This window comes from Marinobacter sp. CA1 (genome assembly GCF_020546665.1).
Taxonomy (GTDB): Bacteria; Pseudomonadota; Gammaproteobacteria; order Pseudomonadales; family Oleiphilaceae; genus Marinobacter; species Marinobacter xestospongiae.
In genome coordinates, this window is sequence record NZ_CP071785.1 from 3541767 (window position 1) to 3567891 (window position 26125).

The window sequence follows — 26125 nt, forward strand, 5'->3', positions numbered from 1 at the left end:
CCCAGAGCATCCCAAGCTCACCAGAAGATGTACGTCCTCGACACCAACGTCCTGATCCACGATCCCAACGCCCTCCTGAATTTCGAAGAACACGATGTCATCATCCCCATGACGGTGCTGGAAGAGCTCGACAGCCTGAAGTCCGGCAAACAGGCGGTCGCGGCGGACTGTCGCCAGGCCATCCGCACCATCGACAAGCTGCTGGGTGACGCCACCCCGAAAGAGATCGAACTCGGCGTCCCCATCGTGCGGGCCAAGAAGGCTGCGCCCCTGGGCACCCTGTCGATCCTGATGAACACCGAGCTGAGGAGCAGCCACTCGCTGCCCGACAACCTCAACGACAACAAGATCATCAACTCCCTGGCAGCGCTGCAGGAACAGTACCCGGACCGGGACATTCTGCTGGTCAGCAAAGACATCAACATGCGCCTGAAGGCGCGGGGCTTTGGCGTTGAGGCCCAGGACTACCATAACGACCAGCTGCTGGACGACATCGATCTGCTGCCCCAGGGCTACCGCGAGTTCCCCAACTCGTTCTGGGACACCATCGAGAAGGTCGAGACGGTCCAGCGCGAGGGCATCACCGAGCACATCCTCAAGCGCGAAGGGGACCTGGCCAAACTCAACATCAACGAGTTCGTGATTGACGAACAGGGCTTCGTCGGCAAGGTCACCGACATCCGCGATGACCAGTTGGTGATGCAGGACCTGCACCAGGACGACCTGATGAACGAGGAAGTCTGGGGTCTGGTGCCCCGGGACATCTACCAGGCCATGGCACTGAACCTGCTGCTGGACCCGGAGATCCACCTGGTGAACCTCACCGGCTCCGCCGGATCGGGCAAGACCATCCTGGCACTGGCGGCGTGCATCGAGATGACGGTGGCCAGCAAGCAGTACAAGCGCATCATCGCCACCCGCAGCACCCAGGGTCTGGATGAGGACATCGGCTTCCTGCCCGGCACCGAGGCGGAGAAAATGGAGCCCTGGCTGGGCGCCATCGTCGACAACCTCGAAGCGCTGCACGAGGACGACGAGAACATGACCGCCAGCGTCGACTACATCCTCAGCAAGGTGCCGCTGCACTTCAAGTCGATGAACTACATCCGCGGCCGCAGCTTCCAGCACAGCCTGATCATCATCGACGAGTCCCAGAACCTGACGCCACACCAGATCAAGACCATCATCACCCGGGCCGGTAACGGCTCCAAGGTGATCTGCCTGGGCAACCTGGCGCAGATCGACACCCCGTACCTCAGCTCACTCAGCTCCGGTCTCACCTACATGACCGAGCGCTTCAAGGGCTTCCGACACGGCGGCCACATACACCTCCAGGGTGTGCCCCGCTCAGTGCTGGCGGAATACGCCGAAGCCAACCTGTAACCCCGCAACCGGTAGGCTGGCGTTTGCCGGCCTACCCTCTCCCCCCGTGCCGCATGCACTGACCAAACGCCAGACGTAAAAAAGCCAGGGACAGGCCCTGGCAAAGGGAACAGTGTGTGGTTGCGCCGGCGGCGTGCCGCCGGCAGAGGCCTTACTGGGCCACTTCGGCTGCTTCTTCCTCAGCCTGCTTGCGCAGCATGAAACGCTGGATCTTGCCGCTGGAGGTCTTCGGCAGTTCCTCCACGAACTCGATCTCACGCGGGTAGGAGTGGGTGGACAGCCGCGTACGTACGTGCTGCTGCAGCTTTTCCACCAGATTCTGGTCGTGATCGAACTCCGGACGGGTGACCACGTAGGCTTTTACGATGGTGCCACGCTTCACATCCGGCTTGCCGACCACCGCGCTCTCGATCACCGCCTCGTGTTCCAGCAGAGTGCTCTCCACTTCCGCCGGCCCGATCCGGTAACCCGCAGAGGCGATGATATCGTCGTCACGGCCGGTGTAAGAGAACGCACCGTCGCCGTTGTTGATCACGATATCGCCGGTCAGGTAGTAGCGGTCGCCGTGGAACGGCCGCTTCTCGTTCCAGGCGTAGCCCTGGAAGAAGTACAGCGGTGACTCCTGCATGTCCACGGCCAGCTCGCCGGTCTCGCCCTCACCCACTTCGTTGAAGTGTGCATCCAGTGCCACCAGGCGATAGCCCGGAATCTGGTAGCCCATGCTGGCATCCCGGTGCGGGTGCTCCAGCTCGTGGAAGTTGGCAGCTGTCATACCGGTTTCGGTCTGGCCATAGTGGTCACAGACCACGCAATCGAAGGCCCGCTTGACCCAGGAGATGACTTCCGGATTCAGCGGCTCACCGGCACTGCTGGCCACCCGCAGGTCGATTTCCGGGTAATCCTTCACCAGGTGATCGTTGGCCATCAGCAGTCGGTAGGCCGTCGGCGCCGCCGCCAGGTTGGTGATGCGGTGCTTGCGCAGGAATTCCAGGGTGTTGTCAGCGGTGAAGCCGGCTTCGTTGAAGTGCGTGGTACAACCCAGCAGCATCGGACCAACCACCGCGTAGTACAGACCGTAGGCCCAGCCCGGATCGGCAACGTTCCAGAAGTTGTCTTCCTGGCGCAGGCCGATGGCGTAGCGCATGTACATGTAGAACGCCGGCAGCGCCTTGGTGGGTACCGTCACGCCCTTGGACTTGCCGGTGGTGCCGGAGGTGAACATCTGCAGGAACGGGTCTTCCGCCCCCAGCAATACCGGCTCGAAGTCTTCCGATTGCTGCTCCAGAGACGGCCAGAACAGGTTATCGGCTTCCTTGGCGGCCGGATCACTCTCATCCGCCACCAGCAGGGTTTCCGGCAGGCCGCTCACATCAGCCAGCTTGGGCCATTGCTCCGGGTTGGTCACAATCAGTTTGGAACCGGCCTTGCCCAGGCGGTACTCAATGGCGCCAGAACCGAACGCGGTGAACAGCGGCTGGTAAACGGCGCCGACTCTCAGCGCGCCCAGCACGCAGATCATCAGTTCCGGGGTTCGGGTCAACAGGCAGGCAACACGATCGCCCTTGCCAATGCCGCGGGACTTGAGGAAGCCGGCGAACTGGGCGGAACGACGCTTGAGTTCGGCGAAGGTCATCTCGCCGCTGGTTCCGTCCACCCGTTCGTAGCGCAAGCCAACCCGGGACTCATCCTCGGCATAGCGGTCACAGATCTCAACGCAGACATTGATGCCGTCGTTATAATTGCCCACGAAATTCTGTAAGATCGATTCCACCGAGAAATCTTTGGCAAATTCGTCGTAGCTGATCGCGTCCATAGCAACACCTGCTTGTTTGAATTGTTGTTTGGAGTCCCTGAACCACGCCCCCTACACCACTGCGGACAAGGTGCCTGCAGCGGCCTGGTGATCGCGGCCCTTACTCTCTTATCAGCAGGTTAAGGAATGCCCTGCCGTAACAGAATGACAGGATTCAGCAGATAACTTGACAAGTTTTGCAGTCAGCAGAGTTTCCCATTCATGAAAAACCTGACCTTCTCATCCCACTATGCCCGGGCCATCGTCTACGGGCTGGAGAAGAACGGCTACAACGTCCAGAACCTGCTCACCGACCGTGATATCGACCTGGCCCTGATTCGCGAACCCAAGGCCCGGGTGCCCACCAAACAGTTCATCCGGCTGTTCCGCCTGACCTGGAAGGAGCTGGACGATGAGTTCATGGGCCGCACCAGCCGTCCCTGCCGGGTCGGCCATTTCCATCTGATGGGGTCCCTGGTGGTGCACAGCACCAACCTGGAGGAAGTGCTGCGCCAGAGCATCCGCTGTTACCGGCTGTTCAATGAGGACATTGAGATTACCCTCAACCTGGAAGGGGACGAGGTGGAACTGAGCCTGGCTCACCACCATCCGGAGCTGGACCCGGACAACTTCCTGGTGGAATGGCTGTTGCTGGTGTGGCACCGGCTGGTGGGCTGGCTGATTGGTCGCAAGATCGTGCTGAGCCAGGCCACCTTCACCCATGAACTGCCGCCGCATTTTGACGAGTACCGCTTCGTGTTTCCCTGCCGCTGCGACTTCGGTCGTGAGCGCAACAGCCTGTTTTTCAGCAAGCAGTACCTCACCATGCCGGTAGCCCGCACCAGCAAGGAGCTGGACGACTTCGTGCTCAGCTCCCCCCGGGACCTGCTGATCTGGACCGACGAGGACGACAGCATCACCACCCAGGTCCGCCAGGCGCTGGAGCTGTGTGACGAAGAGAAGCTGCCCAACCAGGACTGGATCGCCAGCCAGCTGCACATGACCGCCTACACCCTGAGCCGAAAGCTCAAGGCCGAGGGCAGCTCCTATCAGAAGATCAAGGACAACCTGCGCCGGGACCAGGCAGTGACCATGCTGACCCGCCAGAACCTCAGCGTGGCCGACATCTCCAGCCGCCTCGGCTTCGCCGAACCCGGCGCCTTCTCCCGCGCCTTCAAGCACTGGACCGGCGTCAGCCCGCTGGCCTACCGCAAACAGGACCAGTAGAACGAAAAAAGGCCGCCTGAACAGGCGGCCAAACACGTCCCGTGACACGGAACAGAGAAGCCTCCGGCCGGGCCGGAAGACATCCCAAGGGGAGTCGTTGCGGCCCGCAGGCCGCCAAATCGTGTTACAGCAGCTCTACCGCCACCGCCGTACCTTCGCCGCCACCGATGCACAGTGACGCCACCCCACGCTTCAACCCCTTCTGACGCAGGGCGTTGATCAGCGTGACCAGGATACGGGAGCCGGAGGAGCCAATCGGGTGACCCAGGGCACAGGCGCCGCCGTAGACGTTGACCTTGTCCTGATCCAGACCCAGCTGCTGGATTGCCAGCAAAGACACCACCGCAAAGGCTTCGTTGATCTCGAACAGATCGACGTCGTCCTTGCTCCAGCCGGCTTTCGCCAGCACTTTCTCGATGGCGCCAATCGGTGCCAGGGTGAACTCCGCCGGCAGGCGGGCGTGGGTCGCGTGGGCGACGATCCGGGCCAGCGGCTTGAGGCCGCGGTTACCCGCTTCTTCGGCCGTGGTCAGCACCAGTGCCGAACCGCCATCGCTGATGGAGCTGGAGTTGGCCGCAGTGACCGTGCCGTCCTTCTTGAACGCCGGCTTCAGCGTGGGGATCTTGTCGGGACGGGCGTTGCCCGGCTGCTCGTCGGTGTCCACCAGGGTCTCGCCCTTGCGGCCCGGCACCGCCACCGGCACGATTTCCTCGGCAAACCAGCCCTGCTCAATGGCAGCCAGCGCCTTGTTGAGGGAAGCCACGGCGAATTCGTCCATGGTTTCCCTGCCGATGTTGTACTCGTCGGCACTGCGCTGGGCGAAAACACCCATCAGCCCACCTTCGTAGGCGTCTTCCAGGCCATCGAAGAACATCGAATCAATCACCTGGCCATGCCCCATGCGCATGCCGGCACGGGCCTTGGGCAGCAGGTACGGCGCCTGGCTCATGTTTTCCATACCACCGGCAATCATGATGTCGTTGGTGCCGGCCATGATCTGGTCGTGCGCCATGATCACCGCCTGCATGCCGGACCCACACATCTTGTTGATGGTGGTGCAACCGGAGGCATCCGGAATCCCCGCCTTGCGGGAGGCCTGCCGGGCCGGCGCCTGGCCGAGACCACCGGGCAATACGCAACCCATCACCACTTCCTGAACGTCTGCCGGGGTCAGCCCGGCGCGCTCGATGGCGGCCTTGATCGCAGCCGCGCCCAGATCCGGGGAACGAACCGAACTCAATGCGCCCATCATGCCGCCCATCGGGGTGCGGGCGGCACCGGCAATCACTACAGACTTGTCTGACATAACCTTACCTCTCGATTGTTCAGTCACGCCCCAGCAGGGAGCGGGCAATCACTTCTTTCATCACTTCCGAGGTGCCACCGTAGATCCGCTGTACCCGGGCATCCACAAAGGCGCGGGAGATGGGGTACTCGGAGGTGTAGCCGTAACCGCCGAACAGCTGCAGACAGCCGTCGGCCACCCGGCACTGCATCTCGGTGGCGCTGTACTTGGCCATGGATGCGGTCGCGGCATCCAGTTCACCACGGCTGTACTGGCTGATGCACTGATCAATGAACGCCTGGTTGACGCGGTAATCGGTCTCCATCTCGGCCAGGCGGAAGCGGGTGTTCTGGATCTGCTTGAGCTTCTGGCCAAAGACAATGCGCTCGTCGACGTACTGCAGAGTCAGGTCCAGCGAGCCGCGGGCGGCGGCGGTACCCAGGGCACCGATCACCAGACGCTCACGGGGCAGTTCCTGCATCAGGTAGACAAAGCCCTTGCCTTCCTCACCCAGCAGCGCCGAACGGGGCAGACGCAGATCGTCAAAGAACAGTTCGGAAGTGTCGCCACAGTGCTGGCCGATCTTGTCCAGGTTGCGGCCGCGGGCAAAGCCGGGCAGCGTGGTATCCACCAGGAACAGACTGATGCCGCGGGCGCCGGCGGAGGGATCGGTCTTCGCCGCCACGATCACCAGATCCGCGTGTTGGCCGTTGGTGATGAAGGTCTTGGAGCCGTTGAGGACATACTCGTCGCCGTCCAGCACCGCGCTGGAACGCATGGCCTGCAGGTCGCTGCCGGCGCCGGGTTCGGTCATCGCAATGGCGCCCACCGCCTCGCCGGTCACCATCTTCGGCAGCCAGTGCTGGCGCTGGGCTTCGGAGCCCAGGTGGCTGATGTAGGGGGCAACGATGTCGGAATGCACCATCACGTTGGTCGCCAGGGCACCGAAGCCCATGCGGGACATCTCCGCACCCACCATCACGGAATACTCAAACGGCACGCCGCAGCCACCGTCGGCCTCGGCCACATCCACGCAGAGCATGCCGGCCTCGCCCAACTGGTTCCACAGCTCGCGCGGCACAATGCCTTCTTTGTCCCAGCGCTCGTAGTGCGGTGCCACTTCACCTTCCAGCACCTTCACCACCATGTCGCGGAACAGGTTCATTTCTTCACGGTCGATTGTATCGGTCATGGTTCTCTCCTGGCCGGTGAGTCAGCCGCGCTTAGCGCGGCGCCATGCGCAGGGCGCAATCGAGACGGATCACCTCACCGTTGAGGATCGGGTTGCGCACCATCTGTTCCACCAGCATGCCGAACTCCTCCGGCTTGCCGAGACGTTTCGGGAACGGCAGGGTCGCCGCCAGGCTGTCCTGCACTTCCTGGGGCATGCCTTCCATCATCGGTGTCATGAACAGACCCGGTGCAATGGTGTTCACCCGGATGCCTTCCCGCGCCAGTTCACGGGCGGCCTGCAGGGTCATGGCAACCACGCCACCCTTGGAGGCACTGTAGGCAGACTGGCCGACCTGACCTTCGTAGGCCGCCACCGAGGCGGTGGAAATCACCACGCCGCGCTCGCCATCGGCGTTGGGCTCACGGGTAGCCATGTCTGCCGCCGCCAGACGCATGATGTTGAAGGAACCAATCAGGTTCACTTCAATCACCTTGCTGAATTTCTCCAGCGCCATCGGCCCTTCCTTGCCCAGGATCTTCGCCGCCGGCGCAATACCGGCACAGTTCACCGCCACACCACAGGGGCCGTGGGCTTCACGCGCCGCGGCCACCGCCGCTTCGGCACTCTCAGCGGAGGAGACATCACAGCGGATGAAAATCCCGCCCACGTCACGGGCCACCTGTTCGCCGCGCTCTTCCTGCAGGTCCAGAATCGCCACCTTGCAGCCAGCGGCCGCCAGTGCCCGCACCGCGCCTTCACCCAGACCGGACGCGCCACCAGTAACAATCGCAGGTACGCCTTGAAATTCCATGATTACCCCCTTCGAACTCAATTACGCCCGCCGCGCCCAGGCGCCGCCGGCCAAATGTCACAATGGAGGCAAGTGTGTGCCACAGCCGCCCCCAGGGCCATGACATATTTAGGCAGGAAATTTGTTAAAAAGTGCGATTGGGAGCGATTCAGAAACCGCTGATTACTCCCCCTGCACCGTCACCACCACCGTGCGGGCGCCGCCGTGGTTGCGGTGTTCGCACAGGTAAATGCCCTGCCAGGTGCCGAGGTTGGGGCGGCCGTTGGTGATGGGGAGGGAGACGCTGGTGCCGAGCAGGCTGCTCTTGAGGTGAGCGGGCAGATCGTCGCTGCCTTCGTAGGTGTGGGTGTAATAAGGCGCGTCTTCCGGTGCCAGGCGGTTGAAGTAGGCCTCGAAATCGTCCCGCACCGTGGGGTCGGCGTTTTCGTTGATGGTCAGCGACGCTGACGTGTGTTTGATGAACACCTGCATCAGGCCCACCTGCACATTCGCCAGCTCCGGCAACTGGCGCAGGATGTCGTCGGTGACCAGGTGAAAGCCACGGGGGCGGGGCGTCAGCCGGAGTTCTCTCTGGAGCCACATGGTCGGTCTCTCCGTTATCGAGGGTGATCACTGAAGTCTGGGGAGCCTAGCGCTGCATTTCGTCCCAGGGGTGGACCGGCACCACCTCTTCGCCAAGTTCTGACTCATAGCTGCTGCGGAAGTAGTCCATGGCCTTTTCGGCCTCACCGAGTTCGTCGAACCGGGCCACGTGGTAGATCGCTTCGCCCTCATTCACCAAAGGCAGGTTGTTGACGCAGATAACGATGCCGGAGAACGGGGACACCACGGCGGTTTCCACCTCGCCAAACGGGTCCGCCAGCATCGCCAGTTTCTGGCCCTTGTTGACCCGCTGCCCCAGTCGCGCCACCGGTCGCATGATACCGTCAATATCCGCCCGCACCCAGGACGACATGGCCGCGGTTTCGGATCGCTTGCGCGGCGCCTTGGGGCCCTTTTTCACCGGGATCATGTCCAGTGCCCGCATCACCCGCACCACCCCTTTGACGCCACTGGAGATCACCACGTCGTCAAAGCGCAGGGCTTCGCCACCTTCAAAGGTGATCACCGGGATGTCGAGGGAGTCGGCGTAGGCCCGCAGGCTGCCGTCCCGCAGGCTGGCGTTGAGGATGATGGGGGCACCGAAGGCTTCTGCCATACGTTCGGTGTCGGCGTTCTTCAGTTCGGCACGGATCTGCGGCAGGTTGAAGCGGTTGATGGCGCCGGTGTGCAAATCGATGATATGGGTGACGTGTTCCATCACCTGGGTCCGCAACAGATAGGCAATGCGCCCGCCCAGCGACCCGCTTTCCGAGCCCGGGAAGCAGCGGTTGAGGTCGCGACGGTCCGGCAGGTAGCGGGTGCGCTGGATAAAGCCGAAGATATTGACGATCGGCACCGCCACCAGGGTACCCCGCAGATGACGCAACGCCGAGTTGCGCAGCACCCGTCGAATGATCTCCACCCCATTGATCTCGTCGCCGTGAATGGCGGCGCACACCATCAACACCGGGCCATCCCGCCGGCCATGAATGATCTCCACCGGCAGGTGCAGCGGGGTGTGGGTGTAGAGCTTGGCCACCGGAATCTCCACAGTGGCGCGGGTACCGGGTTTCACCTCGGTGCCAGCGATGACAAACGGGGCTCTGGCCATGGCTTATCCCTGTCCTTTGGTGCGGGTCTTCCAGGGTTTCTGGTTTTTCTCGGTCCAGTTGATGATCATGCCTGCAACGTTCTTGCCGGTGGCGTTCTCGATGCCTTCCAGACCCGGGGACGAATTCACTTCCATCACCAGCGGCCCCCGGGATGAGCGCAGCAGGTCCACGCCGGCGACATTCAGCCCCATGGCCTTGGCGGCAGCGACCGCGGTCCTGCGTTCTTCCGGGGAAATCCGCACCAGCGAGGCGGTGCCGCCCCGGTGCAGGTTGGAGCGGAACTCCCCTTCTCCGGCCTGGCGTTTCATCGCGGCAATCACCTTGTCGCCGATAACAAAGCAGCGGATGTCCGCGCCACCGGCTTCCTTGATGAACTCCTGCACCAGAATGTCCGCCTTCAGGCCCATGAAGGCCTCAATCACACTCTCGGCCGCCTTGCGGGTTTCCGCCAGCACCACACCAATGCCCTGGGTGCCCTGCAGCAGTTTGATCACCACCGGCGCGCCACCGACCATCTTGATCAGCTCCGGCACGTTGTCTGGCTTGTTGGCAAAGCCGGTAACCGGCATACCCACGCCTTTGCGGGCCAGCAGCTGCAACGAACGCAACTTGTCGCGGGCACGGGTAATGGCGACGGACTCGTTCACCGGGAACACGCCCATCATCTCGAACTGCCGCAACACCGCGGTGCCATAGAAGGTGACGGAGGCGCCGATGCGGGGAATCACCACATCGTAGTCTTCCAGAGTTTCACCGTGGTAATGGATCTTTGGACTGGCGGAGGTGATGTTCATGTAACAGTGCAGACAGTCGATCACCTGCACCTCATGCCCCCGGTTGAGGCTCTCCTCAACCAGGCGACGGGTGGAATACAGCGAACGGTTGCGCGACAGGATGGCAATTTTCATGTCTGATCCCTTAGCACCGGCTTTCCGGCGAGATAGGAGGATTCGGGGGACACCACACAGCATCCGGCCATGGCAGTTCGACCAATCAGCATGCGGAAGCGCATGGAGTCCCGGTTGGTCAAGGTCATTTCAATCGGCCAACTGGTGTCACCAACCACCAGCGTAGTCTCAATCACCAGTCTCAGCTCCTGGTGGCCGCCGGAATCGGTGACCTGGCGCTCATCAATCACCCTGGCATCGCACTCCACGCTGGCGTGAAGGTTGTTCTGCTCCGGGTGCACCCAGAAGCGGACCCGGCGTTCGCCGTCCTGGGTATAGGGTTCGGTTCGATAGGCATGGAGACAGGACGTGCGTGCACCGGTATCCACCTTGGCCTTGATGCAAGCAATGTCCAGGGCCGGCAGCGCGGCCCACTCCCGCCACCCCAGGCACAGTCGCTCGGCGAGGTCAGCCGGGGGGTGTGGGCTGGCGGACTGATCGGGGCTTTGGCTATCAGGAACCCGGTTATCGGAACGGTTAATCTCTGCCTTAGTGGGACACATCGCTCGCTTCCTTCTTCTGATTGTTATGGACGTGCTCTTCCTGCGCGTCAGATGCCACCTCCGCCGGCGAGGCGGACAGCAGCTGAACTTTGAACGGCTCCGAATGGCTGCCGGCGTAGACACTGGTGTGGGGGAACGGAATCTCCACTCCCTCGGCGTCCAGGGTCCGCTTGACCGCCACCATCATGTTACTGCGCCCTTCCAGCACCTTGTCACGGGGGACCCAGAATGAAAACTGCAGGTCCACCGACGACGGCCCGAACCCGGTCACCAGCACAAATGCCTTGGGTTCCTCCAGGCATTCCTGGCTGCGTTCCGCCAGCGCCAGAAGCAACCCCTCCACCCGCTCCACATCCTCGGCGTAAGCAATGCCAATGACCAGATCGATGCGCCGGATGGGAAACCGGGAGCGGTTCACCACCCGGGTCTTGATCAGGGTTTCGTTGGGAATTCGAACATACAGGTTGTCCGCGGTGCGCAGTTTGACGCTGAGCATGTCGATGCCGACCACTTCGCCGATGGTGGCTTCCACCTCGATGAAGTCTCCCAGCTCGAAGGGCCGTTCCACCAGCAGGAACAGGCCGCTGATCATGTTGGATGCCGAAGTCTGGGAGGCAAAGCCGATCGCCACCGTGAGGATGCCCGCCGCTCCCAGCAACACATCCAGGGAGAAGCCGGCTTCGCGCATGGCCGCCATCACAAAGATGGCCAACACCAGGTAGAACACCACCCGCCGGAACATCACCGTGTGGTGCAGCGACAGCCGGTTCCGCGCCATACGGGACACCGCCCGCGCCGCCAGCGACGCCAGCACGACACCCGCCACCAGCAGGAACAGCGCGGCGAACCATTTGGCCCAGGGAATCGCGGTCAACACCTCCCACAGGCTTTGTTCAACATCTTCCAGCACTGACGGTCTCCTTTTCGTGCTGTGGGCGAACTCAGTGGGCCGCCCCAAACATACGGTCAAACGCGCGGGTCAGACCGCCGCCATTACTCTTCTCCCGCGCTGGCGTCATCAGCTGACACTCGCCTGCCTCGGCCACCAGCGAGGTATCAATCTTCAGCCGGGCGGATTTCATTTCGGTTTCACACACCACCGTCACCCGGGGCGTCCACAACTGGTCCCGGTCATTCCGATACAGCGCCAGTAGCGGCGTCGGCAGACTGAAGCGCTCCAACAGCAACGGCTCCGGACGCCGGTTGCACACCCGCACCGGGGTAATGGCCCGCCAGGGTCGCTTGGGCACGGCCTCCAGTACCATGCGGCCATAACTGGGCGCGGTGTAGCACAGTTCGCCCTCCATGGTGGACGGTCCCACCCAGGTCAATGAGGGTTCTGACAGCGGAATCTCCGCGAGCACCGTGGCCAGATCGCCGGCGCACACCTGCACCCAGACCTGGGTACCAACATAGATGGTGCACTCGCCATCGGCCGGGATGGTCAATGGCTGGTAAGGGCGAATAACCGTCGGCAGGCTGGCCAGCGCCGGCCGGTAACGCACAGTGTGATTGCCATCGGTGCGCACGAAGCGCTGCAATGGCACCTCTTGCCCCGGCACCACATGGCTGACCGAGGCCGCCCAACGCACCGGTTCCGGTTGATCCTGCAGGTACTGGGAGCGCACCTGCCACTCTTTGTCGAGCAGGGTGACCCAGAGCCGCACCTGGCCCAGTTCGTGGTACTGGGTCTGGCCGGATTCCAGGCTATAGGGTTGGTCCCAGCGACCGTCCTGAGGGGTATCGGAGCGGGTGGCCGGGGCAGCTTCCGTAACAGTGGCCATGATAGTTTCCAGTCAAAAAGTGTCGGGGGACAGCGTCAGGCGCGCGCATTAGAGTGCCAGACGAGGCCGCGCTCAATACGCATAAACGCTCACCGCTGTGCGGGCTCTGCGTGCGCGACCTAAGCGTGTGTTCTGGCGCATATTTTTGTCCCCTTATCTGTAAACTATAATCCAAAGCCCCAGTGTCGGCGAATATAGAAGACGCCCGTTTTTTCCGCTTTACCTATTCTGCATCAGGACACGTCATGACCCACCTCGTCTGGTTCCGCAACGACCTTCGCACCGCCGACAACGCCGCCCTGACCGCGGCCAGCCAATCGGATCAGCCTGTCATCGCCTGCTTTGTGCTGGCGCAGGAGCAGTGGCGAGTTCACGACTGGTCGCCGGCCCGGATACGGTTGGTGATCGATCATGCCAACGCTCTGGCAGAAGCGTTGGCGAAGCTCGGCATTGCCATGCATTTCCTGGAAGCGGAACGGTTCGACGACAGCCAGGATGCCCTGATCCGTCTCTGTCACGACCAGAGCGTCACCACGGTGCACTTCAATGAGGAATACGGCGTCAATGAACGTCGGCGGGACAAGCAACTGGCCCAGCGACTGGGCGAAGCTGGCGTCACCGTCCACAAATACCGCGATCAGTGCGCGGTACCGGTTGGTCAGATACTGACCGGGCAGAACCAGCCCTACTCCGTGTTCACCCCCTTCTCCCGCACCTGGCGTCGCTGGCTCGACGACCAACAGCCAACTCTGTACCCACAACCAGCCGCGAAGGGAGACCCCGTAACCCCCAGCCGTATTGATCCCACCACCATTGCCGGCTACGACCAGGCCCCACCGCCACTGGTCGCCACCGGTGAGGCCGCCGCCCACGATCGTCTGGAGGAGTTCCTGGCGAACCCGGTGGCACACTACAAGCAGCAGCGGGATTTCCCGGCGAAGGACGCCACCAGCCTGCTTTCACCCTACCTGGCCAGCGGCATTCTCAGTGGCCGCCAGTGCTGGGCCGCCGCCCAGCAGGTTCCGGCAACCGCCGCCAATCAGGAGGGGCTGGCGTGCTGGGTGAATGAAATCGCCTGGCGGGACTTCTACATTCACATCCTGTACCACTTTCCACGGGTGAGCATGAACCGGGCATTCAAGCCCGAAACCGAGGCGCTGGACTGGAACCCTTCCACAGAGCATTTCGAAGCCTGGAAGGAAGGCCGTACCGGGGTACCGATCGTGGACGCCGCCGTGCGTCAGCTCAACCAGACCGGCTGGATGCACAACCGTCTGCGGATGATCACCGCCATGTATCTGAGCAAGAACCTGTTTATCGACTGGCGGCTGGGAGAGGCCTACTTCATGTCACACTTGGTGGACGGTTTCCTCGCCTCCAACAACGGCGGCTGGCAGTGGAGCGCCTCCACAGGGACCGACGCCGCCCCTTACTTTCGCATTTTCAATCCGGTCACCCAGGGCGAACGCTTCGACCCCAATGGCGACTTCATTCGACGCTACGTCCCGGAACTGGCCGCGCTGGATGGCGATGCGGTCCACCAGCCCTGGCGCAGCGGCAAGCTGCCCAAGGGCTACCCGCGACAACTGGTGGATCTGAAGGAAAGCCGAAAAGAGGTCATTGCCCGATTTCAGGCGCTGAAGGATCAGTAACCAACGGGCATGCGCGATTCAGCGCACAATCGCTAGCCAGCGTTAGGAGACGGGGTTTGATCGAGCTGCTTGGCGCCATGCACTGCGGTGCCCTGCAACAGGGCCTCCGCATCGGCAAGCAGCGGTTCCCACCAGTGCTCAAGGGAGGAACCCACCATCTCGGTCAGATTGAAGCTGACGGTGAGCAAGGTGTTGGGGGTTATCAGACAGGAGTAATACAGCGCCCGGGGATACTGTTTTTTTGGTGCCCAGCAGTACCGCAGCCACGAGGTACCGTTGAAGGTCTGCACCTCATAGCTGGCCGGGGCCGCAATCAACTGGGGGGCGATCTCATCGTCGATCTCCTCCTGTGACCAGCCGCGGCCCTGGGCACCCAGATCCTGCTGGATCTCCTTTCGAATTTCCCAGTTATCACCACCTTCGGACTCAAGGTAGGCGAAGTAATCGTCTCGAAGGTATTGTTCAAGCTGGTTGAGATTGCCGCTCTCCAGCTGAATCCCCTTCTTCACACGCTCCAGTTGCCAAACGGCGGTCACCGTGACATATGGCTCCTGGGGAATGGGCAGTAAACGAGTCACCTCGAACTTTGGTCGACTGTAGTTCCAGTTGCTGGCGCCGAGACACACCATCGCATGATCGGTACGCTTCTCACCGGCGCTTTCCGGAAAACTCTCATCGCGGTCCAGGTTGACGGTGTCAGGATCACCCGGGCCGACGCCAAATCTCGGCTTGGGGAGGTAAAATTCGAGCGTGCATGTTCCGCAATCAACCTGGCGATGCTCACACTCGTCCAGTGCGGCACCGCCCTGCTTTTCCCGAAACGGGGCTACAAATGGCTGGACCAGGCGTCGGGCCAACGGCTGCTTACGACGTTTTAAACCAACAGTGGCCGGCGTTCGGGAAGATGCAGTCATAGCTCAGACTTCACTCTCAGGGCGGTGTTTACGGGCATATTCGGCCATTTCATTATTGCCGGTAAACTCCAATTGGTGAATGTAGGTCTCAAGCCCAAGGTACGGCAGGGTATGCGGGCTGGCCAGGGAGTCTTCACCAAAAACCAGACCCTTGAACTTCAGTGATCGTGCCAGACCACTGCGGCTCAGATTATTCATCCCGGCAATGTTGGGAACCAGATCGAACGGGTTGTTGCGTTCCTGCTGGATGGTGATACCCGCCAGAGTACAGGCGCGCCGCACATTGGCCAGATTGCAGCCAACCCCATGCAGACTCACACTGTGGCAGTTCAGACTGCCACCGTACTTTTTCTGCGCCAATGACACACCCCGGCTGAATATAATCGCGCCCTGGCTGTGGGCGACCCAATGGGTCCGATGCCCCCGCCGCTGCGCTTCATGGAGCACCGCCGCGAAATGGTGTGCATTGTGGCTTCGTGCCGGCATCAGGTACTTGTCGTACAGACACTCGAAGAGATCTTCCGAGCCACCGTCCGTCGGGTTATGGAACAGGGTGTAGTCGCCAATGTCGGCTTCAGGATGCGCGACCTCAAGGTGAGTGCCCATCAGCCAGGCCGCTTTCTGCAGTGGGTTCTGCATTCCATTGACGGCGGCGTAACGGGTTTCCACCCGATGAGTGGGCGCAGGGCGCGCTGTCTGCCAGGACTCTTCCAGCGCCTGAACCACCCGCCGGCTGTCGTCCCCAAGTTCTTCATAGTCGGGCGTAAACCGGGTGGTGCCCTTCTTGTCCACCCGATAGAGTGCGTTGCGTTCGAGTGATACCTGCTCTGGATGGGGCCCCAACAGGTTCTTGTCAAACAGGATGTCATTCACGATCACCTGTTTGTTCTCTTCTACCGCGTAGCGAATCTTGTAGTGATAGCCCTTGAACGGATACTTGGTCCTCAGCAGGCGCTGGAACCAGTTCTTGCGGCCCGTGTCGGCCTCGACCTGGTTGGGGTACTGGGCGACACCCAGCAGTTCCTCCGCGACTTTACGGCGGTCAAAATCGTTGAGGGCGCACAACATGCGAAGAGCCTGATCATTGAGCACCACACTGCGACTCAAGGTCTTGAACTGCGGGCTGCTCTCGCTGAAGAGCGAGCGAATCTGTTCGTGTTTCTGGGCAGCGGTTTGCCAGGAGTGAGACTGGGAGGAAAGGTGCCGCAATGCGGCACGGCTGATTTTTTGCCGTGACATCGGTCATCCTTGAAGTAGTTGTTGGTCCCTAGGGAATACCCCTTTATGCCTCTCTCCAAGCGTCCGGCCAGAGAGGGCCCCAAACAGCAACCTAGCAAACAGCCAATTGCCCTGGCAATTGCTTGCGCACAAAAATGACGACTGTCTCTCGACTCTTTTTCCGTCAGCAACCACACACCGGGCAACCCGGATCGCGGGCCAGGGTCATTTCGCGCCAGGCCATCTGCCAGGCGTCGAGGATCAGCAGCCGGCCGACCAGCGGGGTGCCCACGCCGGTGATGACCTTGATGGCCTCCATCGCCTGGCTGGCACCAATCATGCCGACCAGCGGGCCGATCACGCCGGCTTCCGAGCAGGTCAGGTCGTCGTGGCCGGTCTCGTCGTAAAGGCAGTGGTAACAGGGGCTCTCATCCTGGCGGGCATCGAACACCGCCAGCTGGCCTTCGCCGCGGATGGCGGCACCGGACACCAGGGGTACCCGGGCGGAAACACAGGCCCGGTTGAGGGCAAAGCGAGTGCCGAAGTTATCGGTGCAATCAACCACCAGGCTGGCCTGGGCAACCTGTTGCGCCAGCGCCTGCTGCTCCAGGCGCTGGCACAGGGCACTGACCTGGATCGCGGGATTGATGCGCCGCACACGTTCCGCCAGGGCCTCGGCCTTGCTGTGGCCCAGATCGCCCTGGTCGAACGCCACCTGGCGCTGAAGGTTGGCCAGCTCGACCTGATCGTCATCCACCAGGGTCAACTGACCGACGCCAGCCGCCCCCAGGTATAGGGCAACCGGGCAACCCAGCCCCCCGGCACCCACAACCAGCACCCGGGCGTCCTTGAGTCGGAGTTGGCCGGCAATGTCGAAACTGGGGATCAGTAGCTGACGGCTGTAGCGTTGCAGTTCATCGTCAGTGAGCATGGTTCGATTCCTCCTGCCAGCGGCCCAGGGTCAGGCGATCCTGGCCTCCGTAATCTTTCCGCCCCTCAATGGCCTCAAACCCGGCAGCCGCAAACAGCGCCTGGACCGCCTCGGCCTGGTCGTAACCGTGCTCAACCACCAGCCAGCCGCCGTTGTTCAGCCAGCCACTCGCCTGGCCGACAATCAATCGCAGATCGTCGAGGCCGTCGGGGCCCGACACCAGGGCAGAACCGGGCTCGAAGCGCACGTCGCCTTCCTCCAGGTGATGGTCATCCTGGCGAATGTAGGGTGGGTTGGACACAATCAGATCAAAACGCTGGGGCGCCAGGCTGTCAAACCAGGCGCTCTGGCACACCGTGACAGCAAGCTTCAGGGACTCGGCATTCTGCCTGGCCAGGGCCACCGCCTCCGGCACCAGATCACAGGCCTGAACCTGCCAGCCCGGCCGCTCACTGGCCAGGGCCAGGGCAATGGCGCCAGTACCGGTGCCCAGGTCAATCACCTGGGCCCGGCCAGGCAACGGCAGCGCCAGAGCGGCCTCCACCAGGCACTCGGTATCGGGGCGGGGGATCAGTGTGGTGGCGTTCACCGCCAGAGGCAGGGACCAGAATTCCTGCTCACCGAGCAGGTGGGCCACCGGTTCACCATGGGCCCGACGCTCCACAAGCGTCTGGAAGTGCGCCAGGGCATCATCAGGAACAATACGCTCCGGCCAGGCACGAAAGCTGGTGCGGCTCCAGCCGGTAACTCTGGCCAGCAGCAGCTCGGCGTCGAGTCGGGGCGAATCGCCAGCAATGGCCACCATTGCCTGGCGAATCACCGCCTCGCAACTGGCCGCCGACTCAGTCATCGGAGAGGCTGGCCAGCAGTTCGGCCTGGTGCTCCTGGAGCAACGGATCAATCACTGGCGACAGGTCACCGGCGATCACCTCGTCCAGCTTGTACAGGGTCAGGTTGATGCGATGGTCCGTCACCCGGCCCTGGGGAAAGTTGTAGGTACGGATACGCTCTGAGCGGTCGCCGCTGCCCACCAGACTCTTGCGGGTCTCAGCCTGGGATTGCTGGTGCCGCTCCCGCTCCGCATCCTGCAGCCGGGTGGCAAGCAAGCTCATAGCCTTGGCCCGGTTCTTGTGCTGGGAGCGCTCTTCCTGGCACTCCACCACGATGCCCGTGGGCAGGTGGGTCAGGCGAATCGCTGAATCGGTCTTGTTGACGTGCTGACCACCGGCGCCGGAGGCCCGGAAGGTGTCCACCCGCAGGTCGCCCTTGTGGATCTCGATGGCCTCGGCTTCGTCGGCCTCGGGCATCACCGCTACGGTGCAGGCCGAGGTGTGGATGCGGCCCTGGGATTCGGTTTCCGGCACCCGCTGGACCCGATGGGCACCAGACTCAAACTTGAGCGAGCCGTAAACACCGTCCCCCGCCACCCGGCTGATGATTTCCTTATAGCCGCCGTGCTCTCCCGGATTCTCGCTCAGCACTTCCACCTGCCAGCGTTTGCCTTCGGCATAGCGGGAATACATGCGGAACAGGTCACCGGCAAAGATCGCCGCCTCGTCGCCACCGGTGCCGGCGCGAATCTCAAGGAACACGCTCTTGTGATCGTTGGGGTCCTTCGGCAGCATCAGGCGCTGGAGCTCTTCGTCCAGCTCCTCGCTCTTTTTCTGGGCCGCGGCCTGCTCTTCTTCCGCCATGGCGCGCATGTCCTCGTCGCCATCGTTGGCCAGTTCCGCCGCCGCGCTGATGTCGTCCAGGGCCTGGCGGTAGGCGCGGAAGCACTGCACCACCGGCTCAATTTCGGCAAATTCCCGCGACAGATTGCGGAACTGGTCCTGGTCGGAGATCACAGCCTGGTCGCTGAGCAACGCGCTGACCTCCTCGAAACGGTCAACCAGCTGCTCGAGTCGGCTCTGAATGGATGCTTTCATAGTTTTTCCGGAGTGGCGGAAACCTCGTCTTCCCGGGTTTCCAGCTGATGCAATTCCCGCAGCCAGTGGGTGACTTCCACCCGTCCCTCGGCGGTTGCCTTGCGCACCTGGATCGAGGGCTCGTGGAGCAGCTTGTTGGTCAGTCCGCGCCCCAGGCTGCGAACGACGGTTTCGGCGTCTGCGCCGTTCCGCAGGGCTCGCAGGGCCTTCTCCACCTCGGCGTCACGCCGCAGTTCGGCCTGCTGACGGAACTGTTTCAGGGTGGACACGGCATCCAGAGCCCGCAACTGTCCGAGGAATTCCTCGGCACCGGCAAGAATCAGGTTCTCGGCCTCACGGGCAGCGCCCTCGCGGGAGCGGACATTCTCTTCGATTACCTGGCGCAAGTCATCCACGGTGTACAAGTAGACATCATCCAGACTGGCCACTTCCGGCTCGATATCCCGCGGAACGGCAATATCCACCATGAAGTAGGGACGGTGTTTACGCTGTTTCAGCGCGCGTTCAACGGCGCCTTTGCCGAGGATGGGGAGGGGGCTGGCGGTGGAGGAAATCACAATGTCCACCTCCGTCAGGTACTCCGGAATGTCGGACAGTACAATACCGCGACCACCATGAATGCCGGCCAGGGACTGGGCCCGGTCCAGGGTGCGGTTGGCCACCAGGAACTCCTTCACGCCGGCTTCTGACAGGTGCTGAGCCACCAGCTCAATGGTCTTACCGGCGCCGATCAGCAACGCCTTGTTGCGGGACAGATCGGCAAAGATGTGGTTCGCCATGCTGACCGCGGCGTACGCCACCGACACCGGGTTCTCGCCAATGGCGGTATCGGTACGCACCCGCTTGGCCACCGAGAAAGTGTGTTCAAACAATCGCGACAGGAACGAGCCGCTGGCGTCATACTCCCGCGACAGCGCGTAGGCATCCTTGAGCTGGCCGAAGATCTGTGGCTCGCCGAGCACCATGGAATCCAGCCCGGAGGCAACTCGCATCATATGGCGGACGGCGTCGGCGTCACGGTGCACGTAAACGGAGTCTTCCAGTTCTGCCGGAGCCAGGCCGTGGAAACCGGCCAGCCACCGCAACACCAGAGGGGCGCAATCGTCATCGCCAGCCAGGTACAGTTCGGTACGGTTGCAGGTGGACAGGATCGCTGCCTCGCCAGCGCCAGACGCTGCCCTCAGCTCTGAAAACGCCTCAGCCATACGGTCCGGGGTGAACGCGATCCGCTCCCGCAGGTCGACCGGCGCGGTGCGATGATTGATGCCCAGCGTAAGAAATGCCATATCGGGGAAGACTACCTGTATGCGCCACTGGCCCTTCCCTTCTATATAGACACCACAGCGATACAGAGAAGACGGAAAGGCCGCTATATTTCCGCATTTTAACGAGGGATATTCCCGGCTGCCACCCAAAACCCGCATACGGGGCCGGGAATTGCGGTTATTGCGGAGCCCTGCGGCCGGGGAATTGACAAGGGTCAAGCCCCACCACCGATAAGGCCCCAGACAACAGCAATCGAGGAGAGCCGACAGTAATAGCACCCGGCCAACAGCCACGGAACCGTACATCGATACTGCCGTCACACCCCATAACATCGCGAGTGGCATCAGATTGGGCAAGGCCAGGGCCTTATGCCATCATAAGGCCCTGCGCGCAGTCAGCTGCGTCGTGCTCAAGGAGCCCCGGGCTCCAGAACCAACACAGGATCTCGCATGCAAAAACCGGTCTTGATGTTCGTTGCCAGCCTGCTGGGGCTTTCGCTGTCGGGCTGCGCCAACTTGATGGACAGCCCGCCGTCGGACAGCCCCACCGAAGAGACCGCCGTCTCCACAACCGCTCCCACGACAATCCCGGAGCCTGTCTACGGCGATTTTGAACCGGAAGAACTGTACCTGCTGCTGGCAGCGGAGGTGGCGGCTCAGCGCGGCCGCTACGACGTTACCCTGGTGAACTATCTCAAGGCTGCCCAACTGTCCCGGGACAGCGGCATCATTGAACGCGCCCTTCGCATTGCCCAGAGCCTGAACGGTGACAATGCCCAGCAGCAGCTGGCGACCCTGTGGCTGGAGACCGATCCCGACAACCTGGAAGCCCACCGGGTACTGGCGATCCAGGCGGTGAAGCGCAATCAGCTGGAAACGGCCCTCTCTCATATGGAGCAGATCATGGATCTGGGGGCCGATGCCGATTTCGACAACCTGGCCGCCCTCGCCGCCCAGCTCGATCCACAACAACAGGAAGAGCTGCTGGAACTGTATGACCAGTTGGCCAGCCGCCATCCAGGCAACCTGGAAATCGAGTACAGCATCGCGCTGCTGATGAAGATCAACAACCAGCCCGCCACTGCCCTGGAGCGCCTGGAACCGCTTCTGGAAGAGCATCCCAACTTCCAGCCCGCGCTGATCCTCAAAGGCGACCTACTGTACCAAACCGGCCTCAAGACCAAGGCTCTGGACCACCTGCTGTTGAATACCCGGCGTTTCCCGGACAACCGGCAGATGGGCACACTCTATGGCCGCATGCTGATCAACGAAGGTGAGCTGCAGGCCGCCCAGGACGAATTCGGCCGCCTGATGGAACAGTTCAAGGATGTTCCCGGATTGCGCCTCTCCCACGCCCTGGTGGCGCTGGAGAACGGTGAGATCGATATCGCCCGCGAGGACCTCAGTCGCCTGATCGAACAGGGACATCACACCGACGAGGCCCACTTCTATCTGGGCAAGATTGCCGACGGCGAACAGCGTTACCAGCAGGCCATCGGCTTCTATGAGCAGGTGGAACAAGGCAACCACTACTTCCCGGCGCTGTCCCGGGCCAGTGCCCTGCAGGCAGAACTCGGGGATATCGAAAGCGCCCTGGGCAACATCCGCAAGCTGAGGGACGCCAACCCGCAACAGGCGGAGAACTTCTGGCTGCTGGAAATCAACCTGCTGCTGGAGCATCACCGCAAGCAGGATGCCCTCGCTGCCGCCAATGACGCCCTGACCACGCTGCCGGACAGTATCCGGGTGCGCTATGCCCGCGCCATGCTGCTGGATACTTTGGAGCGCGCCGCAGACGCCGAGGCAGACCTGCGCCACGTCCTTGACCAGGAACCGGACAATGCCGTCGCCCTCAATGCCCTGGGGTACATCCTCACCACCCGCACAGATCGCCTGGACGAAGCGGAAACGCTGATTCGCCACGCGCTGGAGCTCGACCCGGACAACCCCGCCATTCTCGACAGCATGGGCTGGGTGCTGTTCCAGCAGGGCCGGCCACTGGATGCCCTTGAGTACCTCCAGGCCGCCTATCGGGAATTTCCCGACCCGGAAGTCGCAGCCCATTATGGTGAACTGCTGTGGCAGATCGGTGAACAGGAACAGGCTCGGGTGGTCTGGCGCAAAGCGCTTGAAGACAACCTGGAACACCCGATCCTGCGGGAAACCATCCTGCGGCTGACCGGGGAGCAGGATCTGTGAATACCGTCCGCTCCTGCTTAGCTCTCATTGTGTGCCTGGCCACCCTGAGTGCCTGCACCACCATTCAACTGGAACCGTTGCCGGAGGGCCTGACCGACCAGCCGCCGGCAGACTGGTCCGCCCGCACCGAACAACTCACCGCCCTGCAGCACTGGCAGTTGATGGGCAAACTGGCGGTACGTCAGCCATCGGATAGCGGCTCGGCGGTGATCAATCAGTGGACTCAGCACCAGGAACGCTACGACCTGTCGCTGTCCTCCGCGTTTCTGGGGCTTGGCAGCACCCGGCTCACCGGGACCCCGGGTTTTATGGAGCTGACCCTGCCGGATGGCGACGTGTATCGCTCGGGCGACCCCGAAGCCCTGGTGGCCGCGGCAACCGGTTGGCAACTACCGCTGTCCGATCTGACCTGGTGGGTGCGCGGTTTGCCCAACCCTGGCAGCAACTACCGCCTGTTCTTTGATCAACAGCAGCGGGTCGCGATGATCCGCCAGGGTGGCTGGGAGATCCGTTACGATCGCTGGCGCTCGTTCATCGAGCCGTTGCCGGAACTGCCCGCCCGCATCACCGCTCTGCGGGGCGAACGCCGGGTACGCCTGGCGATCACCGATTGGCAACGCACCGAGCAGCCCTGACGCTTTCTTTCCCCTACCCCGCGGATACGGACCATGACCCTGAGCCTGCCCTCCCCGGCCAAGCTGAACCTGTTCCTCCACATCACCGGCCGTCGCAGCGACGGCTATCATGATCTCCAGACCCTGTTCCAGTTTCTGGACTATGGAGATGAGCTGACGTTTCAGCAGCGACAGGATGGCCAGATTCGGCTGACGCCCGCCCTCGCTGGGGTTGAGCATGACGACAACCTGATCGTGAAAGCCGCCCACCTGTTGGCCAAGCGGACAGACCGATCCCTCCCGGGCGTCGACATTCATCTGGACAAACGCCTGCCCATGGGTGGTGGTCTTGGCGGTGGCAGCTCCAATGCGGCAACAACCCTGCTGGGACTGAACCGGCTCTGGCAGTTGGATCTCGACCTCGGCACCCTGGCGGAACTCGGGCTTCAGCTCGGTGCGGATGTGCCGGTTTTCGTTCGCGGCTTCGCCGCCTGGGGCGAAGGCGTCGGGGAAATTCTGACTCCGGCGGAACCGCCGGAGGACTGGTTTCTGGTGCTCAAAGCAGACTGCCATATCAACACCGGGAAAATTTTTTCACATCCAGGGTTGACACGTGACACACCTAAAACCATAATAGCGCCCGCTTTTGAGGGAGACGCCTCGAGGTACCGAAACGACTGTGAGGATGTGGTTTGCGAACTGTATCCTGAGGTTAGAAAAAGCCTGGAATGGCTTTCACAATTCGGACCTGCAAGATTAACCGGAACCGGGGCTTGCATTTTTGGACGTTTCCCGACAGAATCCGCAGCCCGGAATATCTGGGAAAGCAAACCCTCCGGCATCACGGGGTTCGTAGCTAAAGGGGTGAACCATTCACCTCTACACAAAAAGCTAACAGAGCTGACATGATGCCAAAGAAGCACGATACTGGGGTGTCGCCAAGTGGTAAGGCAACGGGTTTTGATCCCGTCATGCGCAGGTTCGAATCCTGCCACCCCAGCCACCTTTCTTCCTCTTCTGAATCCAACGCTGAGAACGCAAGGGATACCGTCGTGTCCAAACTGATGATTTTTGCGGGCAACGCCCATCCGGAACTCGCCCACAACATTGCCAAGAAGCTGGCCATCCCCATGGGCCAAGCCACAGTCGGCAAGTTCAGTGACGGTGAGACTACCGTTGAGATCAACGAAAATGTCCGCGGGCACGATGTCTTCATCATTCAGCCCACCTGCAATCCGACCAATGACAACCTGATGGAACTGATTGTCATGGCGGACGCACTGCGCCGGGCATCTGCTACCCGAATTACCGCGGTTATTCCTTACTACGGCTACGCCCGTCAGGACCGCCGGGTACGCTCCACCCGTGTCGCCATCAGCGCCAAGGTGGTTGCCGACATGATTTCCAGCATCGGCGTTGACCGTGTGCTGACTGTCGACCTGCACGCCGACCAGATTCAGGGCTTCTTCGACATCCCGGTGGACAACATCTACGCCACCCCGGTGATGATGGAAGACATTGAAAAGCAGAATTTCGAAAACTTCGTGGTGGTTTCCCCCGACGTGGGCGGTGTTGTTCGCGCCCGCGCCGTGGCCAAACGCCTGGATGATGCCGACCTGGCCATCATTGACAAGCGCCGCCCGAAAGCCAACGTCTCCCAGGTGATGCACATCATCGGTGACGTACGGGACAAGACCTGCATCCTGGTGGATGACATCGTCGATACCGCCGGCACCCTGTGCAAAGCCGCCGACGCCCTTAAAGAGCACGGTGCTTCACGGGTGATCGCCTACATTACCCACCCGGTACTGTCCGGTCCGGCGATCGACAACATCAGCAACTCCACACTGGATGAGCTGGTGGTGTGCGACACCATCCCGCTGGGTGACAAAGCCCTGGGTTGTGATAGAATCCGGCCCCTCGGCATGGCGGGCCTTCTGGCGGAATCCATTCGTCGCGTCAGCAACGAAGAATCCATCAGCCAGATGTTTGAGTAAGTCGCCGCCAGGCAACAAGATTCGAACCGGGAGCCTTCAGGGGCTCCCGGTTTGTTTAAGCCGCCGATAAAATCGGCATTTTGACACTAACCACCTGCTGCAAAAAGCCTGGTCGCGGGCCGCACAGGTGTTGATTGAGGTAAAGACCATGTCTCAGGACTACGTAATCGAAGCATTCCTTCGTGACGACCAGGGCAAGGGTGCGAGCCGCCGCCTGCGTCGCGAAGAACGTAAAATCCCCGCCATCATCTACGGCGGCGAGAAAGACGCAACTCCGGTCGCCATCTGGCACAACGAGCTGAAGAAAGCCCTGGAAAACGAAGCTTTCTTCTCTCACATCCTGACCGTTAAGGTCGACAACGGCACCGAAGAAACCGTCATCCTGAAGGATCTGCAGCGTCACCCGTACAAGCCGATCCTGACCCACGCCGACTTCCAGCGCGTTGACCGTAACCACGAGATTCACGTGAACGTACCGCTGCACTTCACCAACGAAGACACCGCTGTTGCCGTTAAACTGCAAGGCGGCGCGGTTTCTCACCAGATGAACGAAGTGGAAGTGATCTGTCTGCCTCAGCACCTGCCTGAGTTCATCGAAGTCGACATGACTGACGTGGCCATGGATCAGGTGGTTCACCTGAGCGACCTGAAACTGCCGGGTGGCGTACGCATCGCCGCGCTGCAGCAGGGCGAAGATCACGACCAGCCGGTTGTGGCGATCCACAAGCCGAAAGGCGCCAAGGCTGACGAGGCCGAAGACGCTGAAGGCGGTGAAGGCGAGGCGTAATCCTCGCCCAACAGGGGAAC

The 26125-nt window shown here is 61.8% G+C and carries 24 protein-coding genes and 1 tRNA gene; 9 read left to right on the plus strand and 16 right to left on the minus strand.

Annotated elements, in window-relative coordinates; all coding sequences use genetic code 11:
- Nucleotides 1-27 precede the first annotated feature (27 nt).
- On the plus strand, nt 28-1383 hold the full coding sequence (locus J2887_RS16175) for a PhoH family protein (RefSeq protein ID WP_227176154.1): 1356 nt from the start codon (nt 28-30) through the stop codon (nt 1381-1383).
- Between the two features lie 151 nt (nt 1384-1534).
- Here the strand turns inward: J2887_RS16175 and J2887_RS16180 are convergent, their stop codons facing one another.
- The gene (locus tag J2887_RS16180; RefSeq protein ID WP_227172128.1) at nt 1535-3196 is read right to left on the minus strand and encodes an AMP-binding protein; all 1662 of its coding nucleotides are present in this window, start codon (nt 3194-3196) and stop codon (nt 1535-1537) included.
- Between the two features lie 201 nt (nt 3197-3397).
- Here J2887_RS16180 and J2887_RS16185 point away from each other — a divergent pair, with 201 nt between their 5' ends.
- Nucleotides 3398-4402 carry an AraC family transcriptional regulator gene (locus J2887_RS16185; RefSeq protein WP_227172129.1) on the plus strand — a complete coding sequence of 335 codons (1005 nt, stop codon included), beginning with the start codon at nt 3398-3400 and terminating at the stop codon, nt 4400-4402.
- 124 nt (nt 4403-4526) lie between these two features.
- Here J2887_RS16185 and J2887_RS16190 read toward each other — a convergent pair whose 3' ends face one another.
- The 9 genes from J2887_RS16190 to J2887_RS16230 form a co-directional block, all read right to left on the minus strand.
- Nucleotides 4527-5708, minus strand: a complete 1182-nt coding sequence (locus J2887_RS16190; RefSeq protein WP_227172130.1) for a thiolase family protein — start codon at nt 5706-5708, stop codon at nt 4527-4529.
- 19 nt (nt 5709-5727) lie between these two features.
- The gene (locus tag J2887_RS16195) at nt 5728-6879 is read right to left on the minus strand and encodes an acyl-CoA dehydrogenase family protein (RefSeq protein ID WP_227172131.1); all 1152 of its coding nucleotides are present in this window, start codon (nt 6877-6879) and stop codon (nt 5728-5730) included.
- A 31-nt stretch (nt 6880-6910) separates the two neighbouring features.
- Nucleotides 6911-7672, minus strand: a complete 762-nt coding sequence (locus J2887_RS16200; protein WP_227172132.1) for an SDR family NAD(P)-dependent oxidoreductase — start codon at nt 7670-7672, stop codon at nt 6911-6913.
- A 162-nt stretch (nt 7673-7834) separates the two neighbouring features.
- Entirely contained in the window at nt 7835-8254 is a 420-nt protein-coding gene (locus J2887_RS16205) for a secondary thiamine-phosphate synthase enzyme YjbQ (RefSeq protein WP_227172133.1), read from the minus strand.
- A gap of 46 nt (nt 8255-8300) precedes the next feature.
- Entirely contained in the window at nt 8301-9365 is a 1065-nt protein-coding gene (locus J2887_RS16210) for a succinylglutamate desuccinylase/aspartoacylase family protein (RefSeq protein WP_227172134.1), read from the minus strand.
- A 3-nt stretch (nt 9366-9368) separates the two neighbouring features.
- Nucleotides 9369-10274 (minus strand): 30S ribosomal protein S6--L-glutamate ligase, encoded by a 906-nt coding sequence (gene rimK, locus J2887_RS16215; RefSeq protein WP_227172135.1) that lies wholly within the window; start codon nt 10272-10274, stop codon nt 9369-9371.
- A complete protein-coding gene (locus J2887_RS16220) occupies nt 10271-10816 on the minus strand; it encodes an ATP-dependent zinc protease (protein WP_227172136.1) in 546 nt (181 codons plus the stop codon). The genes rimK and J2887_RS16220 overlap by 4 nt, the downstream gene beginning before the upstream one ends.
- Nucleotides 10803-11726 (minus strand): mechanosensitive ion channel family protein, encoded by a 924-nt coding sequence (locus J2887_RS16225; protein WP_227172137.1) that lies wholly within the window; start codon nt 11724-11726, stop codon nt 10803-10805. The genes J2887_RS16220 and J2887_RS16225 overlap by 14 nt, the downstream gene beginning before the upstream one ends.
- A 31-nt stretch (nt 11727-11757) precedes the next feature.
- Nucleotides 11758-12600, minus strand: a complete 843-nt coding sequence (locus J2887_RS16230) for a hypothetical protein (RefSeq protein ID WP_227172138.1) — start codon at nt 12598-12600, stop codon at nt 11758-11760.
- A gap of 245 nt (nt 12601-12845) precedes the next feature.
- Between J2887_RS16230 and phrB the strand changes: the two genes are divergently transcribed.
- A complete protein-coding gene (phrB, locus tag J2887_RS16235; RefSeq protein ID WP_227172139.1) occupies nt 12846-14252 on the plus strand; it encodes a deoxyribodipyrimidine photo-lyase in 1407 nt (468 codons plus the stop codon).
- A gap of 32 nt (nt 14253-14284) precedes the next feature.
- Here phrB and J2887_RS16240 read toward each other — a convergent pair whose 3' ends face one another.
- From J2887_RS16240 to hemA, 6 genes are all read right to left on the minus strand, one after another.
- Complete coding sequence (locus tag J2887_RS16240) at nt 14285-15166, minus strand: hypothetical protein (RefSeq protein ID WP_227172140.1); 882 nt, start codon at nt 15164-15166, stop codon at nt 14285-14287.
- A gap of 3 nt (nt 15167-15169) precedes the next feature.
- Nucleotides 15170-16405 carry a hypothetical protein gene (locus tag J2887_RS16245; protein ID WP_227172141.1) on the minus strand — a complete coding sequence of 412 codons (1236 nt, stop codon included), beginning with the start codon at nt 16403-16405 and terminating at the stop codon, nt 15170-15172.
- A gap of 163 nt (nt 16406-16568) precedes the next feature.
- Complete coding sequence (locus tag J2887_RS16250; protein WP_227172142.1) at nt 16569-17315, minus strand: HesA/MoeB/ThiF family protein; 747 nt, start codon at nt 17313-17315, stop codon at nt 16569-16571.
- Nucleotides 17305-18165 carry a peptide chain release factor N(5)-glutamine methyltransferase gene (gene prmC, locus J2887_RS16255; protein WP_324197222.1) on the minus strand — a complete coding sequence of 287 codons (861 nt, stop codon included), beginning with the start codon at nt 18163-18165 and terminating at the stop codon, nt 17305-17307. Before prmC ends, J2887_RS16250 begins: the two co-directional genes overlap by 11 nt.
- A complete protein-coding gene (prfA, locus tag J2887_RS16260; RefSeq protein WP_227172143.1) occupies nt 18158-19243 on the minus strand; it encodes a peptide chain release factor 1 in 1086 nt (361 codons plus the stop codon). The genes prmC and prfA overlap by 8 nt, the downstream gene beginning before the upstream one ends.
- Nucleotides 19240-20529, minus strand: a complete 1290-nt coding sequence (hemA, locus tag J2887_RS16265; protein ID WP_227172144.1) for a glutamyl-tRNA reductase — start codon at nt 20527-20529, stop codon at nt 19240-19242. The genes prfA and hemA overlap by 4 nt, the downstream gene beginning before the upstream one ends.
- Before the next feature lie 429 nt (nt 20530-20958).
- Between hemA and J2887_RS16270 the strand changes: the two genes are divergently transcribed.
- From J2887_RS16270 to J2887_RS16295, 6 genes are all read left to right on the plus strand, one after another.
- On the plus strand, nt 20959-22707 hold the full coding sequence (locus J2887_RS16270) for a tetratricopeptide repeat protein (protein WP_227172145.1): 1749 nt from the start codon (nt 20959-20961) through the stop codon (nt 22705-22707).
- Entirely contained in the window at nt 22704-23342 is a 639-nt protein-coding gene (lolB, locus tag J2887_RS16275; RefSeq protein WP_227172146.1) for a lipoprotein insertase outer membrane protein LolB, read from the plus strand. Before J2887_RS16270 ends, lolB begins: the two co-directional genes overlap by 4 nt.
- A 33-nt stretch (nt 23343-23375) precedes the next feature.
- Nucleotides 23376-24230: a 4-(cytidine 5'-diphospho)-2-C-methyl-D-erythritol kinase gene (ispE, locus tag J2887_RS16280; RefSeq protein WP_227172147.1), complete on the plus strand. Its 855-nt coding sequence runs from the start codon at nt 23376-23378 to the stop codon at nt 24228-24230.
- A 19-nt stretch (nt 24231-24249) separates the two neighbouring features.
- Nucleotides 24250-24324: transfer RNA gene (locus J2887_RS16285), tRNA-Gln, on the plus strand.
- 49 nt (nt 24325-24373) lie between these two features.
- The gene (locus J2887_RS16290) at nt 24374-25318 is read left to right on the plus strand and encodes a ribose-phosphate pyrophosphokinase (RefSeq protein ID WP_227172148.1); all 945 of its coding nucleotides are present in this window, start codon (nt 24374-24376) and stop codon (nt 25316-25318) included.
- Nucleotides 25319-25466: 148 nt separating this feature from the next.
- A complete protein-coding gene (locus J2887_RS16295; protein WP_227172149.1) occupies nt 25467-26105 on the plus strand; it encodes a 50S ribosomal protein L25/general stress protein Ctc in 639 nt (212 codons plus the stop codon).
- Nucleotides 26106-26125 lie beyond the last annotated feature (20 nt).